Consider the following 15,398-nt stretch of genomic DNA (forward strand, 5'->3'; position numbering starts at 1 on the left):
CCGCAAAAAGCGCGGGCCGCATGGGCTGCCACCCATACGACCCGCTGACCACAACCAACTCACACCAGGAGTTGCTCATGGCTGACGCCAATCATAAGTCACGTCCAAAGAAACGCAATCTGAACACCAGGCTTGCGATGATCCTCCGCAGCACGCCAGACCGCCCCAAGAGAGGCTGGCCGTACCTGCCATGGATGAGCGTCATCGATGCCCACTTCAAGCTGTTCGGATTCGAACCGGGTGACCGAGTCTTCCTCGACATCAATCACAAGACCCGGCAAATCACCATCACGCCGGACTGCAGCCAGCCTGCGCAGCGAGAGCGGCCGGCGTAACAAGCAAGGGCCGCTTTGTGCGGCCCTTGCTGTTTGGTTGTTGGTTCCAATGCGAAACGCCCTCCGTCACTATCGCAGTGATTTTTCAACAGTCACCTTTAGCAAATGTCACAACCCAAAGTAGCCTCACAGCTGTAGCGAGCTTCACCATCGGAGCCCGCAAGCGTCCGGCTCACCGCACAACTCAGGGCCAATCACCCAAGGGCCAAAATCCCGGCTCACATCAAGACCCAGCACGTTTCCCCGCCGGATCGTCACCAATCTCCCGATATCGCAATCAATGCCTCATACGCGCGTGGCAATCTCGGTTAACGACCTCCAATACCACGTCAGATTTAAAACATCTGCCTAATATCGCTTCCCCCTTTCGATAACCATGCGGTACGATCTGCGCAAACAATTAATCCGGGGCCGCAGATGTATTCGTTTTCCTTAGCCGAGATTGCGAAGCAGTTTCTCGCGTTACAAAACAACCGATTGTTCACGATTGCGACGCCGCTGTCCGGCCGCTCAGAGCTCGTGCTAACCGAGTTCGACTGCGAAGAGGGGCTCGGACAGCTTTTCGAGCTCAAACTCAAATTCGCGTCTCAAGACCCCGGCATCGAGCTCAAGAAGCTGATCGGCAAGCCGGTCACGGTCACGCTGCAACTGACCGACGCAATGGCCAGTTCGGAGGAGCGCTACTTTCACGGCTATGTGACGGACTTCGAGCACACCGGCACGGATGGCGGCCTCGCAACCTACGAGGCAATCGCTCGACCCTGGATCGCGTTCATGGAGCGTCGCCAGGACATCCGCATCTTCCAGGAACAGACGGTCGAGGAAATCCTGGACGCCGTGTTTCGTCGGTATCGAAAATTCGGCGACGTCGCGTTCCGCCTGCAGAAACCGACCGCGAATCGCAGCTACTGCACGCAGTACAAGGAAACGGACCTGACGTTCGCGCTGCGGCTGATGCAAGAGGAAGGGCTGTTCTTCTATTTCGAGCATGCAAAGGATGGCCACAAGCTGATCATCAGCGATACCTCGGTCAGCGCGAAGCCGATCCCCGGCCGCACGCCGTCCTTACGCTACTCGGCCGACGAGATTCTCGACGACGAACAAGTAATCACATCGTTCGCGGCACGTCGGCAATTGACCTCCGGGAGCACGACGCTCAAGACCGTGGACTACAAGGCCCCCGGAGCAAGACGGCAGGCCGAGGACAACACCGGCATCAATCAGGGCGAAGTCGACAACTACGAGGTCTACGATTACCTGGGCGCGCATGGCTTCCAGGATAGCGACCGCGGCGAACAGCTCGCTCGGTTTCGCACCGAGGCACTTGCCGCCCACAGCAAGATTTTCGTCGGTGAAAGCAACTGTCGACGTCTCACGCTCGATCACTACATGCAGATCGAGGATCACTACGATCACGAACACGCGCAGCCCGAAGAGCGGCAATTCCTGCTGACCTGGATTCGTCACCATGGAACGAACAACTACCAGGCACGACAGGGCGTCGCAACCTATGTGACCGAATTCAAGTGCATTCGCAAGAAGATTCCATACCGACCGCTGCGGACGATTTCGCACCCGGTCATTCATGGCATCCAGACGGCGATCGTGGTCGGCCCTCAAGGGGAGGAAATCTTCACGGACGAACTCGGCCGGGTGAAGGTCCAATTCCATTGGGACCGGCTGGGCAAGAAAAATCAGGCGAGTTCGTGCTGGGTTCGTGTCGCGCAGCCGTGGGCGAGCGGCGGCTTCGGGATGATCCAGTTGCCCAGAATCGGCGACGAAGTGGTCATCGTATTCGGCGAGGGCAATCCCGATCGCCCCCTGATCATCTCGTCCGTCTATAACGCACAGAACATGCCGCCGTGGCAACTCCCGGCGAACGCGACGCAAAGCGGGATTCTGACGCGGTCGACCACCGGCGGAAATGCCCACACCGCGAACGCGCTGCGCTTCGAGGACAAAAGAGGACAAGAAGAAGTCTGGTTGCACGCCGAGAAGGATCAACGTATCGAAGTCGAGAATGACGAATCGCACTCGGTTGGCAACGATCGCGACAAATCGGTCGGCAACAACGAGAACGCGAAGATCGGCCGAAACTGGACGCTCTCCACCGGCGGTGTCAAATTCGAAACGGTCGGCCTCGCATCCGTGCAAAGCGTGGGGCTCGGCAAGATGCTCAACGTCGGGCTTGCCTACAACGTCAACGTGGGTGGGCTTTACTTGCGCAACGTCGTGCTGCAAATGGCCACCACTGTCGGGCTGAGCCGAGTCGACCGGGTGGTGCAGGACTGGACCGCGCATGTCGGACATACGTACGCGGTGACCGTGCGTGGCAAAGCGGTTGGAGATGCAGTCAAGCGAGATCAGGAAAAGCCGCTCGATATCTCGCCGGACTTCAGCCCGCAGATCCCGGATCACGTTCAGAGCGCCGATAGCAACCAGATTCGAATCACTGATCAAGGTCAGGCAAGCCTTTCGGGGTCGTCGACCGCGCAACTGATCGGCCCGGGTGGCACGATCACGATCGATGCGGCGGGCATCCATCTCAAAGGCAAAGGCATTTATCTCGACGGCCCCGTTACGCAAAGCGGAGGCAACGCAAAAGCCCTTGCGCCTGTGATCGAGGCTGACTGCGCGGAATGCGCAAAGAAAACGACCAGTGCACACCCAGTGGATGTTGCTACCGGTCAAAAGCTGCTTGCGCACGACGACTTCACTTTGCCGGGTCGGGTGCCGATCCAATGGAACCGGAGATATCGAAGCGCAGACCAGAGAAATGGCGGCTTTGGCGTCGCGTGGAAGTTGCAATATGCGACGGAAGTCCTTTTGCACACCGCACCGGATGGCACACGAAAGCTGATCTATGTCGATTTCGACGGCCGGCAACTGCACTTCCCGTCCCTCGAGATCGGTCAGGAACACTTCCATCCGCTCGAGAAGTACACACTCGCCCGACTTGAGGATCGAGCAGATCAACCCGCCTACGCGGTGCGCTTTCCGAATGGACTCGTCGAAACCTACGGGCCGCACCCGCAGGATCCGAATCGGCACCTGTTGCAGCGATATGAAACGCGCGACGGTCAAGCGCTGACGTTCGCGTACACAGCAACCGGCACCTTGCAAGAAGTGCGCAACAACGTCTACGCCGTCGCGTGCCGGCACGACGATCACGGACGGATTACCGAGGTACACCTGCTGGACGAACACGGCGATTCGAAACAGAAGCTAGCCGCGTACCAGTACGACGAACATGGCGACATGGTGAAGGCGGTCGATCGCGGCGGACAAGTCTGGCGGTATCGCTATGTGAACCACTTGCTCACAAGCTACGAGACCCCGGCCGGCGCAACGTTCGTCTCCGAATGGGACGGTGATGCGCCGTCCTCTCGCTGCGTGCGCACATACGCCTACACCGTCGGCGAAGATGGCAAACAAACCATTACTCTCGATACGCGATTTAACTATTTGCCAACCGCCCAGATTACGCGCGTAACTGACGCAACTGGGAATACCACGACGTACCGTTACAACGGCCTATGGGCAGTCGACCAAATCACCCATCCGGACGGCAGCACCGAACTCACGGAATTCGATGAGATGGGGAATGTCTCTGGGCGAGTCGACGCGCTCGGACGCAAGACACAAATCGTCAGTGACCAACAAGGCAATCCCATCGCAATTCGTGACGCTGCGGGCCATCTGACACGAATCGAGTACAACGCATACAACCTGCCGACGCGGATTACCGATCCAGCTGGCCAGATTTGGCAACGCGAATACGATGCTGCCGGGCACCTCGTCAAAACAGTCAACCCGTTGGGAAACTCAACGTCGACCGTTTTCGAACATGGGCTACCCGTCGCGCGCACCGATGAACTCGGCAACGTAACGCGCATGCAATGGAACGATGCAGGTCAGCTCATTGCGCGCACTGACTGCTCGGGGTTCACGACGCAATACGCATACGACGCCTTCGGCCGGGAAATCAGCCAGACGAATGCGCTCGGACAAACGAGCAAGACATACGGAAACGCAGCGGGAAATGTGACCGCGATCAAGCCAGCCGGTTTGGGTTGCTGGCGAACGTCATACGATCAAGCTGGACGGGCGATTTCCTATACCGATCCGCTTGGGCGCGTCACGCACATGGCATGGGACGCGTACAACCGGCCTCTCAAAGTGACCGACGCTGCAGGCGAAACCCACGAATTTGGATACGATCACCGTGGCAAGTTGACGACGCTGACAAATGCGAAAGGTGAACGCAGCACTTTCGTGTATGACGCGCGAGGCCGCGTAGTCGAGCAAAGCGGATTTGACGGCCGGCGCCAGCAGGTTCGTTACAGTGCTGCGGGCGAAGTAATCGAACAAATCAATCACGGACAAGACGGACAACTTCGTACGACGCTGCTGTACGACAATCTCGGTAATGCGATCGAGCGCCGGCTTGGTGACGGTACGCAAACCATCTTCGCCTACGACGAGCGAGGTCTGCTCAAGCAGGCGCGCCATCAGGCAACCGCCGGCGACGTGTCGCAAATCACCTACGAGTACGACGCTGCTGGGCGACGCACGGCCGAAACTCAATCGCATCACGGTCGTGTCTGGCGGATGCAGCATCGACTCGACGCAAAGGGGAACCGTAGCGAGTCGCAGATCCCGGGGACCGGTACAGTGGCATGGCAGCGCTATGGAAGTGGTCATGTCCACGGCATGCTGCTCGATGGCGTTCCGCTCGCAAGCTTCGAGCGAGATGCGCTGCATCGCACGATCGTCAACATACAGGGTTCAATCGCCCAACTATTCGCGTACACCGACGCAGGCCAACTCGCATCACAGCGGCTACAGGATCTTGACGAACGAGGGCAGCCACGCACAGAACCGCGCCAGTGGCGGACGTGGGACTACGATACGGCGGGACAGCTTACGGGGCTGCGCGATGCGTGGCGCGGTACCAAGCATTACAGCTACGATCCACTTGCGCGGCTAATCAATGTCGCTCGACAAGGTGGGGAAGCGATTTCCGACGTGACGAGCGAGACGTTCCGATACGACCCAACTGGAAACCTGCTGGCCAGGATGACTGGCGACGTGCCGGAAGCCGTATTCACGGACAACGAACAACCCGTAATCGGCGACCGGCTAACGCGCTTTATTTCGACCGATGCGGCGACACGAACCCTGCTCGAGTTCGCTTACGACGGTCACGGCAACCGGACAGGACGAACGGCCCAGCTTATGACGGAGATGCCATCCGTCAAGTCGACGCCGAGCTTGCTTGACAGGCTGCTGTCACGCCAGGACACAGCCGAATCGAACACGACAGCGTCGCCCCCGCGCGTGACGCGCTATCGCTACGATGGTGGACATCAGCTCGTCGGCATCGAATATGTCGATGGCGGACGCACTGAATATCGCTATGACGCGATGGGACGGCGAATTGCAAAGCTTCATATGCCAGCCGGTCAGCCGTCGCGCATGACCTTGTTTGTATGGGACGGCGACTGGATGCTGCAAGAAGTACATGCAGGCGCGACTACGCACGACGACGCCGTCGTGACCTATATTCCACATCCTGATCATCAAGGGCCGCTCGCACGCTTGGCAGACGGCAAGCGCTATCACTATCTGAACGACCACCTAGGTACGCCGCAAGAACTGGTCGACGACGACCGCAAGGTCGTGTGGGCTGTGGATTTCGATGGTTACGGGCAAACGCAACATCAGATTGTCGCCGAGATTGACAACCCCATTCGGTATCCCGGGCAGTATCGCGATATTGAATCCGGGTTGTACTACAACCGGCATCGGTACTACGATCCAGAAGTCGGACGATATATCAATCAGGACCCGATTGGACTGCTGGGTGGTGGGAACCACTACGCGTACGCGGATAATCGACCTGTAGACGCCATTGATCCGACAGGGCTACTTACCGTAGCGGCAGGCGCTGAGTTAGGTGCTGCCGGCGGAACCGCCGTGTTTCCGGGAATCGGCACAATCGTTGGGGGCCTGCTCGGAGCGGTTGTCGGTGCCGGAGCGATGATCTGGATGGCAAATGCGGCCTCCAATTCCGGGGCACAGAGCGCGACAGAAGCACGCCAGTCAGAGTACGAATATGCTAAAGGTTTCTGTGATACACCACCTCCTCCGGGCGGTAACGAATGTTCGACGCTTTCGCGACAAATCGACCATGCCGAGAAGTGCATTAAATTGTACGAGGCATGGGATCAGAAATGGCTACCAGGGCGGCATGACCAAAAACTTGCCGGCTGGAAAAATCGCCTTCAGAACCTGAAGGATGATCACAATAGGAAATGCACACAAAAATGTCCTCAAAAGAGCAGCTGAAATCCGTATTTGAGAAGTACAAGACCCATCCTGAATTCTTGGGTCTTGAACTGACGGATCCAAACCAACGAGGGGCGGTAGATGACACTCTCCTGCATCTTGCCGCGCGTAAGGGTGCCGTTGACGATATGAAAGTTCTGATTGAATCCGGTGCCGACGTGAATATTGTGGGTGATTTGGGCAATACACCGCTTCATCAGGCGGCAATGATGAAGCAAGTAGAATCGGTGAAATTCCTTTTGAAGTGCGGCGCCAAGAAGCAACTGAAGAATGAATTCGACCAAACGCCTCTTGATGTCGCCGAGATCAGCAAAAACGCCGAAATAATTCGCCTCCTCAAAACGGGAAAATAAGTCTGCTTCATAGCTTATATACCGATTACATGGCACCGAGCACCGATCTCGATGCTCCTGCCAGGTAATCGAGCGATATTGTTCGATTTAATTTCTGAACGGAGGCATCCATCACTATGAAGGCCATCATCCGCAAGGGCGACTCAACGGATCACGGCGGTACAGTCCTCGACGGCTTTGGGCTTTCGAACTTGAACGGCAAGCCCGCATCTGGCATCGGTCACATGGTTTCGTGTCCAAAGTGCAACGGCACTTTTCCGATCGTCCAGGGCTCAAGCCAGTACACGATAGAAGGCTGCGCGGTAGCGCTGGACGGAATGAAGACGGCATGTGGCGCGTCACTGATCGCCAGCCAACAAGAATTCCTAGCGAGTGAGTAGCATCTCCTCAATTTCGGATAGAGCGGTCAAAGGCTCACGACCCGAGACCTCTGGCCGTGCAACTTTCAACGTCGGCCGTCTCCGCCGCTTTGAAAGTGACGAAGACGCCCGTCATTCACCTCCCCACCATCGCCCTCAACACCCCATCCCGCCTCACCAACCCGTGATAAAGCGCGGCAGCAAAATGGAGAAGAAACGTCGCAAAGAACAGATAAGCCACCCACCGATGCGCGATCCTGAGCCACGCAAACGCAACAGGATCAGCCGAAACAATCGCCGGCAGTTGCACCCCGCCCCCGAGCGTCACCGGATACCCGCCGGCGGAGAGCATTGCCCACCCGATCAACGGCATCGCGATCATCAGCGCGTAGAGCGCGAGATGCGACCCAAGCGCCGCAACCTTCTGCCACCCCGGCAAATCCTCCGGCAACCCCGGCGGCCTGGAGCTCAACCGCACGACAACCCGCACACAAGCGAGCACGAGAATCGCGATCCCCAGCGGCTTATGAACCGCCACCAAAACCGCATGGCGCGCCGACACTGACGAAACCATCCCCACCCCGATAAACAGCATCGACAAAATCATCGCGGCCATCACCCAATGCAGCACCCTCGCCGGCAAACTGAACACGCTTTTCATCACCGCTTCTCCGAAGAAGTCACACGCCCAGCCCCAGGCACCCCCGCCTCTTCACTCGTCCTGCGCAGATACGAATCCGCATAAGCCGCCGACCTCGCCGCCAGCAACGGATCCCCCGAAGCCTGAATCCCTTCCGGCAGCACCGTCGGGTCGTAATTCACATCCCGGCACGGCCCGCTGTCCTGCTTCGCCACGCGATCGAGCACCAGCGTCCCCGCATCGATCGCCGTCCGTTGCGCTGGCCAGGCCTTCGTCGCGTCGTCCACCGGATCGCCCGGCTCCGCGAGCGTGAGCAGCAGCCTCCACCGTTGCGCACCGTCACCGATCCGCCGCGTCAGGTCCGCCTGCAACACATCCGGATCCCCGGCCTGCGCGACCGCCCCCGCCCCGGCCGTCTGCTCCGGCACCACCCGCCACCTCACCGCCCGTTTCTCACCCGTCGCATCGACGAGATAAAACGCATTCAACGCGTAATACGTCTCGGTGACGTAACTCGCACTCGGCTTCGCCCCCTTCACCCACGCGCGAAACGCGGCCGTCTCCGGATGCGCATCGAAGAACGCCTTGAGCTTCGCCGGGTCCGGCTTCCCGGTCTTCGGATCGGGCCGGCTCGCCACCGTCTGCGCATAGAACGCTTCCGGCGTCGCCACCGGAAACACCGGCATGCTGTTCATCCCGGTCCGCCATTGCTCCCCATCCGGCGCGGTGAGCCGCAACGCCATGCTGCGGATCGGCACGCTGCTGTCCGGCGCATACGGATTCCCGCCCGGCAACGCGAACCGTCCGACCACCGGCGTCCTCACCGCCTTGAAAAAGGGTGCGGTCGAATAAGCACTCGCCGCGCCATTCCCGTCGAAGTACCCGGTCACGCACACGCCTTTCGCGTGATTGCGCCGGTACCCGGGATGCAAGCCGCCGTTCGCCTGCAGCGCATCGACGAGCTTTTGCGGCGTCAACCGCGCCGGCGCGAGCCAGCCGCCGACATACCCGAACGCCGCCGCCACGCCCACCACGGCCCCGCCGATCGCCGCCCAGCGCCATAACCCTCGCCCCGGCTCGCGTTGCGAAGAAGAAGATCGCTCCATGAAAGTCACTCCCGACCATGCGGTCATGTGTCGAATCGAAGTAAGACGCCGCCCGGCCCGCTCTATTCCATCGAAAAATTTCTCGTAAGCTGGTGGAATAACGCCGCGCGGCAATCGTCTTACCCGACGAATCCACGCCCCACCCGGCAACCGGCCCGCCATGCCCTCGACCGACCAAGACGATCAATTGCGCGAACTGATCCCGCGGCTGCGCCGCTTCGCGCTCTGGCTGACCCGCGACGCGCACGCGGCCGACGATCTCGTGCAGTCCGCGCTCGAGCGCGCGCTGTCGCGCTGGTCGAGCCGCCGCGACGACGCGTCGCTGCGCAGCTGGCTCTTCACGATCCTGTACCGGCGCTTCCTCGACGGGAAACGCAGCGCGAAGCGCTACGCGTGGCTGCTCGGCCGCCTGCAGGAACCGGACGAGCCGCACTGGCCGTCCGCCGAACGCGAGTTCGCCGCGCGCGCGACGCTCGAAGCGTTCGGCCGCCTCTCCGACGAGCAGCGCAGCCTGCTGCTGCTCGTCGCGGTCGAGGGCTTCAGCTACCAGGAAGTCGCCGATCTGCTCGACGTGCCGATCGGCACCGTGATGTCGCGGCTCTCCCGCGCGCGCCAGGCGCTGCGCCAGCTCAGCGACGGCGAAATCCCCGCCCCTTCACTGCGGTTGATGAAGAAATGAACATCCCACCCGACGAACACGATCTCCACGCCTACGTCGACGGGCAGCTCGACGACGACGCGCGCGCCGCGGTCGAACGCTATCTCGCGCTTCATCCGGACCGCGCGGAACAGGTGCAGCGCTGGCGGCAGGACGCGCAGCGGCTGCGGGCCGCGCTCGCGAGCGTGCCGCTGCCGGCGGAGAACGCGGCGCTCGATCCGGCGGCGATCCGCGCACGACGCGCCGAACGCACGCGGATGCGGTTCGCGATGGCTGCATCCTTTGTTCTCTGCGTTGGCCTCGGCACGTTCGGCGGCTGGCAGGCGCGCGGGTGGAATGCGCCGCCGGCGGTCGCGCCGATGAGCGACGCAGTCGAGGCGTACAAACTGATGGTGGTCGATCGCAGTGCGCGCGTGGATGTCACGCCGACGAGTGCGGGCGAGTTGCAGACTTGGCTCACCCGTCGCGTTGGTTCGGGCGCGAAGCTGCCGGATTTGAGCGCGGCGGGGTTCCGGCCGGTTGGGGGGCGTCTGTTCGCGACCGAACGCGGTGCGGCGGCGATGGTGCTGTACGAAGACGATGCGGGTCGCACGCTGAGCTTCTACGTGCGGCCGCCTGAGTCGGCGCATCGGCTGCTCGCGGCTGGTAAGCGCGTCGATGGTGAATTGCTCGCGCGCTATGGCTCACTGCACGGGCTCAACTATGCCGTGGTCGGGAAGGTGGATAGTCTCGGCGAGAAAGCCGTCGCGCGCGCGCGCTCGACGAGCAGACGTGATTGGCGCGATGTGGTCGCCGTCTGCAGCTCAACGCGCCCGCTCACGCACCGGATGACGCGGTGTATCCGATCGGAGCCACACACGCTCACCATTCGATTGCACAGCGTTTCGAGTCCTTTTGGAGGGTGGATATCCACAACGAGCGCGGCGACTCGACGCTTTCATCCGGGAACATTCACCCTCACCTTCGGAATGCACAGCATTTCGACTGGTTTCGAAGCCGGATATCCACAACGAACACGACAGCCCGGCCGACCACTTTCTCCCGATTGAAACACCCCGGCAATCTGCACGGAACGACCGCCTGCAGGCCGATTGACGCGATACGGTCAACCGCAGGCATCGACTCTCACCTTTCCGATTCACAGCATTTCGAGTCATTTCGCGGGCCGGTTATCCACAACGACCGACACAACATGACCGCCTCTCGCCCTTGACCTGGCGCGGTCTCTTCGAAAAATGGCCGGCAGCGCAGCGCCCATTGTGCGGACGCCTGCTCCCATCCGATCGCGTCGCAGAATCCGCATCGCCAGGCGGATGCGCGCGGTCGCGCACGATACCACACACAGAATTTCCGATTGCTTCTGAGATCGATTGTCCACACCTTTGCGGTCGACGCGTCACCAAAGACGTCGCAAAACGTCCATCACGTCGCACGCGCTTGCGATCGAGTCAGGCACAGCATTTTCAATTCTTCTTGAGCATGGTTGTCCACAACTTGGACGACAGAACCGTCGACTCGATCATGTGACGCCCGGCGTCGTATGACGCGTGCATTTGGTGAAGACGAGCGCGCTCACAGCGTTTTCATTCTGTTCCGCGCCGCATATCCACAACGCAAATGATGGATCGAAGCGCGTTGCATGTCGTGCAGCGCGAAGATTTTGGAGATGTCGCAGCTGGAAGCGACGTCGAGCGACACAATCCACTCATGCCACCGAACGCGCTTCGGCATGTGCCGGCCATCGCAGGCACAGCATTTTCATCCCCTTTTCACTACCGGATATTCACAACCTGCATCACGGCGCCATCGGCTTCCCGCACCTCGACTTTCATGCCGGCGCATCGGCACCCACCACACCGCTACGCCGCAACACTTCACGCAAGCAGACCGGACAAACCCGCTCCCCCGCATTCCAGAGCTTCACGAAAGCGGCCCGGCTTTCCAGCCGGAACGTCGATTCGGCGATCCCGATCTCGGGCCCGAATACCTTCCGGAGAAACGCTTCGTCGAACCAGTACACGGGCTCATGCGCCACTGAAGCATCGACGACCCGAACTACGCGAACCTCGCGCAGCACATCGATCGTCAGAATCGCCTCCTCGATGTCCGGCGATGATCGCGTCGGAAAGATCAAACCATGCAGCTCGCACTGCGCGATCGACCCGCTGCACGTCACGCCTTCGGCCACGATCGACGTATCGAACGCCTGCGCGTCCGACGTCGGTGCATCCGGCACTTCGCCGGACCTCACCAGCAGTTCATCCAGGCACGCGGGACAGACGTGCGTCCACGCGCGTTCGAGCGCGGCGATCTGCGGAAATGCCGTCACATGCGCGACGTTGTCGACGTACTTCGCATCGACCTGATGCGCATCGAGATCCGCACGCAGCATCCACGCGACCTTGCTGCCCTTGGGCCGGTCGAGCGACACCTTGACCAGTTCGCCGGGCGCGAACTGCCCACGCGTGCGGATGCGCGCACCGATCCCGGTCGACGCCTTCCTGAAGAACCGGACTCCGTGACGATGACAAAGCACCGGCCCCATCACCGATCTCCGCTGCGCGCATCATCCTGCACCTGCTTCATTTCCATCAGGCAGCCGTGGCACGTCGCCGTCATCAGATCGAACGCCGCCCACACTGCGTCCTCGCCGGTGATACGGTAGCTTCCGTCGGCATCACGCACCACGCCCAGCGCGACGACCGTCGGCCCGTCCGATTCGAGGATGAAGCACCGCCATTCGACGCCTTCGTCTTCGAGCGTCAGCGCAACGAGCCGGCTGGCGGCCGCCCATTCGTCGCGATCGCCGTAAAGCAGCGCGGCCGCGGTGCGCGTCAGACGGACGCCGCTGTCGCGGCCATGTACCGAACAATTGATTACCGACATCCATGTTCCCTCGTTCACGCGACAAGCAACCGGACGATGTCGGCCATATCGCTGTCCGACAACGCACCGATCCGGTCGACAAACAACGCGCACACGCATACCGGGATTCGCGCCGTATGCGACACAGCGCTTGCGACTGGTTCGCTCGCGCTTATCCACATCCACCCGGCCGAGCCGCACGAATCATCGGTGCATCTTCGCGTTACGAACGCTTCACCAGATGCCACGTCACCCAGTGCACCTTGAGCTCGCCAAGATTGTCCCTGACCAACATGTCCGGCATCGCAGCCCCGGCTTCGACGCGCAGCGTCTTGCCGCCGTATTCATCCGTTTGCCATTCACCGGAAACCGGGCAGATATCGCCGGTCCGGACCGGCGCGACGGTTTCACGATTCGGCTGCGGCGCCGACGGCGGCTCGAGGAAGTACTGCGATTCGTCGGGGATGACGCCGTCCGCGTATCGCTTGTCTTCCCATAACAGTCGCCAGTGCGTCTTGACGACCGCACCCGTGTCGTCATCGCTGAGGTTCGGTGCGCGAATGTCGCGAATGAAATAATTGAAGCAGCCGTTGCCGCGCAAACTGCGATTGCCGACCGGCACGACGCCCAGCAACTTCGATTGCTCGACAACAACGGGTTCCCAGATGCCGTCACAAGGCACCTTGTCGCCGGACTTGATCACCGGGCCGACGGCTTCCGAAACCTCCGGCAAGTTCGCTGGAAACACCGGATACGGAAGCGTGTAGAAGCTGTGCTTGTATGCATTCGGGGACAGCAGCAGCCCTACCGAGCGCAGTTTTGCGAGGTCGGTATGTCCCAGCTCGAACGGCGCATACTCCATCTGGTATTCCGATGCGTGAAGCAGTTGGGCCAGCGCATCGACCTTCGGCGGGTAGGGGGCAGCCTGCGCACCGCGATCCCAGTAATCGGGATGAGGGAAGAAATATGCGTTCAAATGCTGATACCGGTCGACCGCGTATTGCAGCGGCTCACCGCGCTGCCAGACGAACCGGTACCCTCTGGCCAGCTCGGACAATCCTCTATCGTAAGCGGCGAGAATCTCGAAAATGGTCGGCAAATTGTCTGCCGGCATGGTCTCCGGATCATCTTCGGGCCAGGTCTTCACCGCGTTCTCGTATTCGTTCGCGAAGATCGCAAACGCATCGCGCTTGCGCTTCCAGAGCGAGAAACTGGTCAGGCGTTGAAGCAGCCAGAAAATCTTGCGCCGCGTCGCGTCGTCCGTCATGTCGTACTGCTTGATCGTATTCGTCATCGCTGAGCTTCGCGTTCAGTTCCTTGATCGCCTCCGGCACGATCTTGTCGGCCCATATCCTGAATCGCGTCGAAACCGGCGCTGATGCGCTCAAGCGCGGCCCGCCACTTTTCCGGTAACAGCCGGTCGACGCGCGCATCAAGCGAACGACCAATGGCCAGACGAACGGTCGCGCAAAAATCCTTCAGTTTGGAAAATGCTTGCGACTGGTACTTGACCAGGTCCAGCGCCTCCAACCACTTCGGCGCGTGGCCGTGCCCCCATCCGGTTCAGGAATTGCACGGTAGTGTGCGGAAAGGTGTTTCACCGGACCGCGAACAAACTTGTCGACCGCACCGAGCGACCTTCGATCAACTCGAGTCTCAGTTCGTACGTCCCAATCGACTGTCGATTTTGCATACGAGCTCGTGACCGCGCGTGCTTCCGGAAGCTTTGTCAGCGGCAGCCCATTTTCGGGCCTGGCCCAGTTCTGGCGGGTCCGCATCCATCAGCGCGACCGCCAGATCGCACTGCGCTCGCTCAGAGCCACAACGGGCAGCTGTCAAGCGCCAGTGATCGGCTTCAGCTTGATGATATTCACTGAACGAGTAGTGAATATACAGCCGCTCGGCAGCAGCCATATCGCCGGATTTGGCAGCGGCCGGTGTTGCGTTCAACACCTCCGCGGACAATTTATATTGCTCTCGCGCAGTCTGCGGTATCGGGTCATCAGGCGTTTGCGCCATCGGCGCGTTCCTATTGGCTGTCGACGCGAGCAGCCACTTATCGGCTTCCTGGTGCTCGCCGAGACTTTCATAGTGCTCATACAGGATGAAGGCCGATTCCGCATCGCCCGACTCGGCCCGTCTCCTATGGGAAGCAACTTCTTCGATTGTCAGCATGGCGCGTTCATGTCCAAACGCTACGGTCGACACCCGCCACTAAACAATGTGCGTATGACGTAGCCAGCGATGCGCGGATTTTCCCTGATTTGCCTCCACGAGGCGGCATGGAGAGCATCACGTCTCGCGTAGCGTCGCCCCGAAGTCATTTGGTCAGGAAAATCCTGAGAATCTCACCGATTTCCGGTGAGATGACGTAGTCTTCGGGCGTCGGGACAGCCTTGGCTGCACGTCGTCGCCCTCACCCCCATTGTGAAATGGCCCCGTCTACCTTCCGTCCTGCACCGCCATCAATTCTCGCAGGCAGTCGGCACAGGTTGCCGTCAGTAATCCAATAGCTGTTTCCATCGACGCGTCGTCGTCGAAGCGATAGACGCCCCCCCCTTCATGCGTACCGCCCAGCTCCAGCACTTTCGCCTCTTCAGATTCAAGCATGTAGCCCGGAAACTCGATTTCGTCACGCACAAGCGTCAGCGGCAAGACCCGACGACTGCCCTTCCAGTTGCCACGATCATTGACGAGATCGGCTACGGCTCGCGTCACGAGCTCGCCCCCA

Annotated in this window: 13 protein-coding genes and 1 pseudogene; 6 read left to right on the plus strand and 8 right to left on the minus strand. The window is 60.4% G+C overall.

Going from position 1 to position 15,398, the window contains the following annotated elements; genetic code table 11:
• The first annotated feature begins 77 nt into the window (after positions 1–77).
• From KY49_RS22215 to KY49_RS22230, 4 genes are all read left to right on the plus strand, one after another.
• On the plus strand, positions 78–335 hold the full coding sequence (locus KY49_RS22215) for a hypothetical protein (RefSeq protein WP_042586912.1): 258 nt from the start codon (positions 78–80) through the stop codon (positions 333–335).
• Between the two features lie 417 nt (positions 336–752).
• Positions 753–6,686: a type VI secretion system tip protein TssI/VgrG gene (gene tssI, locus KY49_RS34840; RefSeq protein WP_063840493.1), complete on the plus strand. Its 5,934-nt coding sequence runs from the start codon at positions 753–755 to the stop codon at positions 6,684–6,686.
• A complete protein-coding gene (locus KY49_RS36030; RefSeq protein WP_071750442.1) occupies positions 6,665–7,039 on the plus strand; it encodes an ankyrin repeat domain-containing protein in 375 nt (124 codons plus the stop codon). The genes tssI and KY49_RS36030 overlap by 22 nt, the downstream gene beginning before the upstream one ends.
• A 116-nt stretch (positions 7,040–7,155) precedes the next feature.
• Positions 7,156–7,419 carry a PAAR domain-containing protein gene (locus tag KY49_RS22230; protein WP_042586636.1) on the plus strand — a complete coding sequence of 88 codons (264 nt, stop codon included), beginning with the start codon at positions 7,156–7,158 and terminating at the stop codon, positions 7,417–7,419.
• Between the two features lie 115 nt (positions 7,420–7,534).
• Here KY49_RS22230 and KY49_RS22235 read toward each other — a convergent pair whose 3' ends face one another.
• Together KY49_RS22235 and KY49_RS22240 are read right to left on the minus strand one after the other, a co-directional pair.
• Positions 7,535–8,059, minus strand: coding sequence for a cytochrome b (locus tag KY49_RS22235; RefSeq protein ID WP_042586637.1), 525 nt, complete (start codon positions 8,057–8,059; stop codon positions 7,535–7,537).
• Positions 8,059–9,144, minus strand: a complete 1,086-nt coding sequence (locus tag KY49_RS22240) for a catalase family peroxidase (protein ID WP_042586638.1) — start codon at positions 9,142–9,144, stop codon at positions 8,059–8,061. The genes KY49_RS22235 and KY49_RS22240 overlap by 1 nt, the downstream gene beginning before the upstream one ends.
• A gap of 160 nt (positions 9,145–9,304) precedes the next feature.
• On the opposite strand from KY49_RS22240, the gene KY49_RS22245 reads away from it, so the two are divergent.
• Both KY49_RS22245 and KY49_RS22250 read left to right on the plus strand, forming a co-directional pair.
• A complete protein-coding gene (locus tag KY49_RS22245; protein WP_042586639.1) occupies positions 9,305–9,823 on the plus strand; it encodes a sigma-70 family RNA polymerase sigma factor in 519 nt (172 codons plus the stop codon).
• Positions 9,820–10,577: pseudogene (locus tag KY49_RS22250) on the plus strand (anti-sigma factor family protein). The gene KY49_RS22245 and the pseudogene KY49_RS22250 overlap by 4 nt, the downstream one beginning before the upstream one ends.
• Before the next feature lie 1,053 nt (positions 10,578–11,630).
• On the opposite strand, the gene KY49_RS22255 reads toward KY49_RS22250, so the two are convergent.
• The 6 genes from KY49_RS22255 to KY49_RS22270 form a co-directional block, all read right to left on the minus strand.
• Positions 11,631–12,233, minus strand: coding sequence for a hypothetical protein (locus KY49_RS22255; protein WP_156162583.1), 603 nt, complete (start codon positions 12,231–12,233; stop codon positions 11,631–11,633).
• 113 nt (positions 12,234–12,346) lie between these two features.
• Positions 12,347–12,688: a hypothetical protein gene (locus KY49_RS22260; protein WP_042586641.1), complete on the minus strand. Its 342-nt coding sequence runs from the start codon at positions 12,686–12,688 to the stop codon at positions 12,347–12,349.
• A gap of 202 nt (positions 12,689–12,890) precedes the next feature.
• The gene (locus KY49_RS22265; protein ID WP_042586642.1) at positions 12,891–13,961 is read right to left on the minus strand and encodes an Imm72 family immunity protein; all 1,071 of its coding nucleotides are present in this window, start codon (positions 13,959–13,961) and stop codon (positions 12,891–12,893) included.
• Positions 13,958–14,197 carry a hypothetical protein gene (locus KY49_RS36035; protein WP_231636461.1) on the minus strand — a complete coding sequence of 80 codons (240 nt, stop codon included), beginning with the start codon at positions 14,195–14,197 and terminating at the stop codon, positions 13,958–13,960. The genes KY49_RS22265 and KY49_RS36035 overlap by 4 nt, the downstream gene beginning before the upstream one ends.
• 126 nt (positions 14,198–14,323) lie before the next feature.
• Entirely contained in the window at positions 14,324–14,842 is a 519-nt protein-coding gene (locus KY49_RS37550) for a hypothetical protein (protein ID WP_143138069.1), read from the minus strand.
• 267 nt (positions 14,843–15,109) lie between these two features.
• The gene (locus tag KY49_RS22270) at positions 15,110–15,385 is read right to left on the minus strand and encodes a hypothetical protein (protein ID WP_231636462.1); all 276 of its coding nucleotides are present in this window, start codon (positions 15,383–15,385) and stop codon (positions 15,110–15,112) included.
• Between the last annotated feature and the right edge of the window lie 13 nt (positions 15,386–15,398).

Origin of the sequence: Burkholderia sp. MSHR3999 (assembly GCF_000833595.1) — a bacterium.
Classification (GTDB): Bacteria; Pseudomonadota; Gammaproteobacteria; order Burkholderiales; family Burkholderiaceae; genus Burkholderia; species Burkholderia ubonensis.

Bases quoted from the DNA above. Each gene is read 5' to 3' on its own strand.
- KY49_RS22215 (WP_042586912.1), top strand. From the start codon at position 78: ATGGCTGACGCCAATCATAAGTCACGTCCAAAGAAACGCAATCTGAAC.
- tssI (WP_063840493.1), top strand. From the start codon at position 753: ATGTATTCGTTTTCCTTAGCCGAGATTGCGAAGCAGTTTCTCGCGTTA.
- KY49_RS36030 (WP_071750442.1), top strand. From the start codon at position 6,665: ATGTCCTCAAAAGAGCAGCTGAAATCCGTATTTGAGAAGTACAAGACC.
- KY49_RS22230 (WP_042586636.1), top strand. From the start codon at position 7,156: ATGAAGGCCATCATCCGCAAGGGCGACTCAACGGATCACGGCGGTACA.
- KY49_RS22235 (WP_042586637.1), bottom strand. From the start codon at position 8,059: ATGAAAAGCGTGTTCAGTTTGCCGGCGAGGGTGCTGCATTGGGTGATG.
- KY49_RS22240 (WP_042586638.1), bottom strand. From the start codon at position 9,144: ATGGAGCGATCTTCTTCTTCGCAACGCGAGCCGGGGCGAGGGTTATGG.
- KY49_RS22245 (WP_042586639.1), top strand. From the start codon at position 9,305: ATGCCCTCGACCGACCAAGACGATCAATTGCGCGAACTGATCCCGCGG.
- KY49_RS22260 (WP_042586641.1), bottom strand. From the start codon at position 12,688: ATGTCGGTAATCAATTGTTCGGTACATGGCCGCGACAGCGGCGTCCGT.
- KY49_RS22265 (WP_042586642.1), bottom strand. From the start codon at position 13,961: ATGACGAATACGATCAAGCAGTACGACATGACGGACGACGCGACGCGG.
- KY49_RS37550 (WP_143138069.1), bottom strand. From the start codon at position 14,842: ATGCTGACAATCGAAGAAGTTGCTTCCCATAGGAGACGGGCCGAGTCG.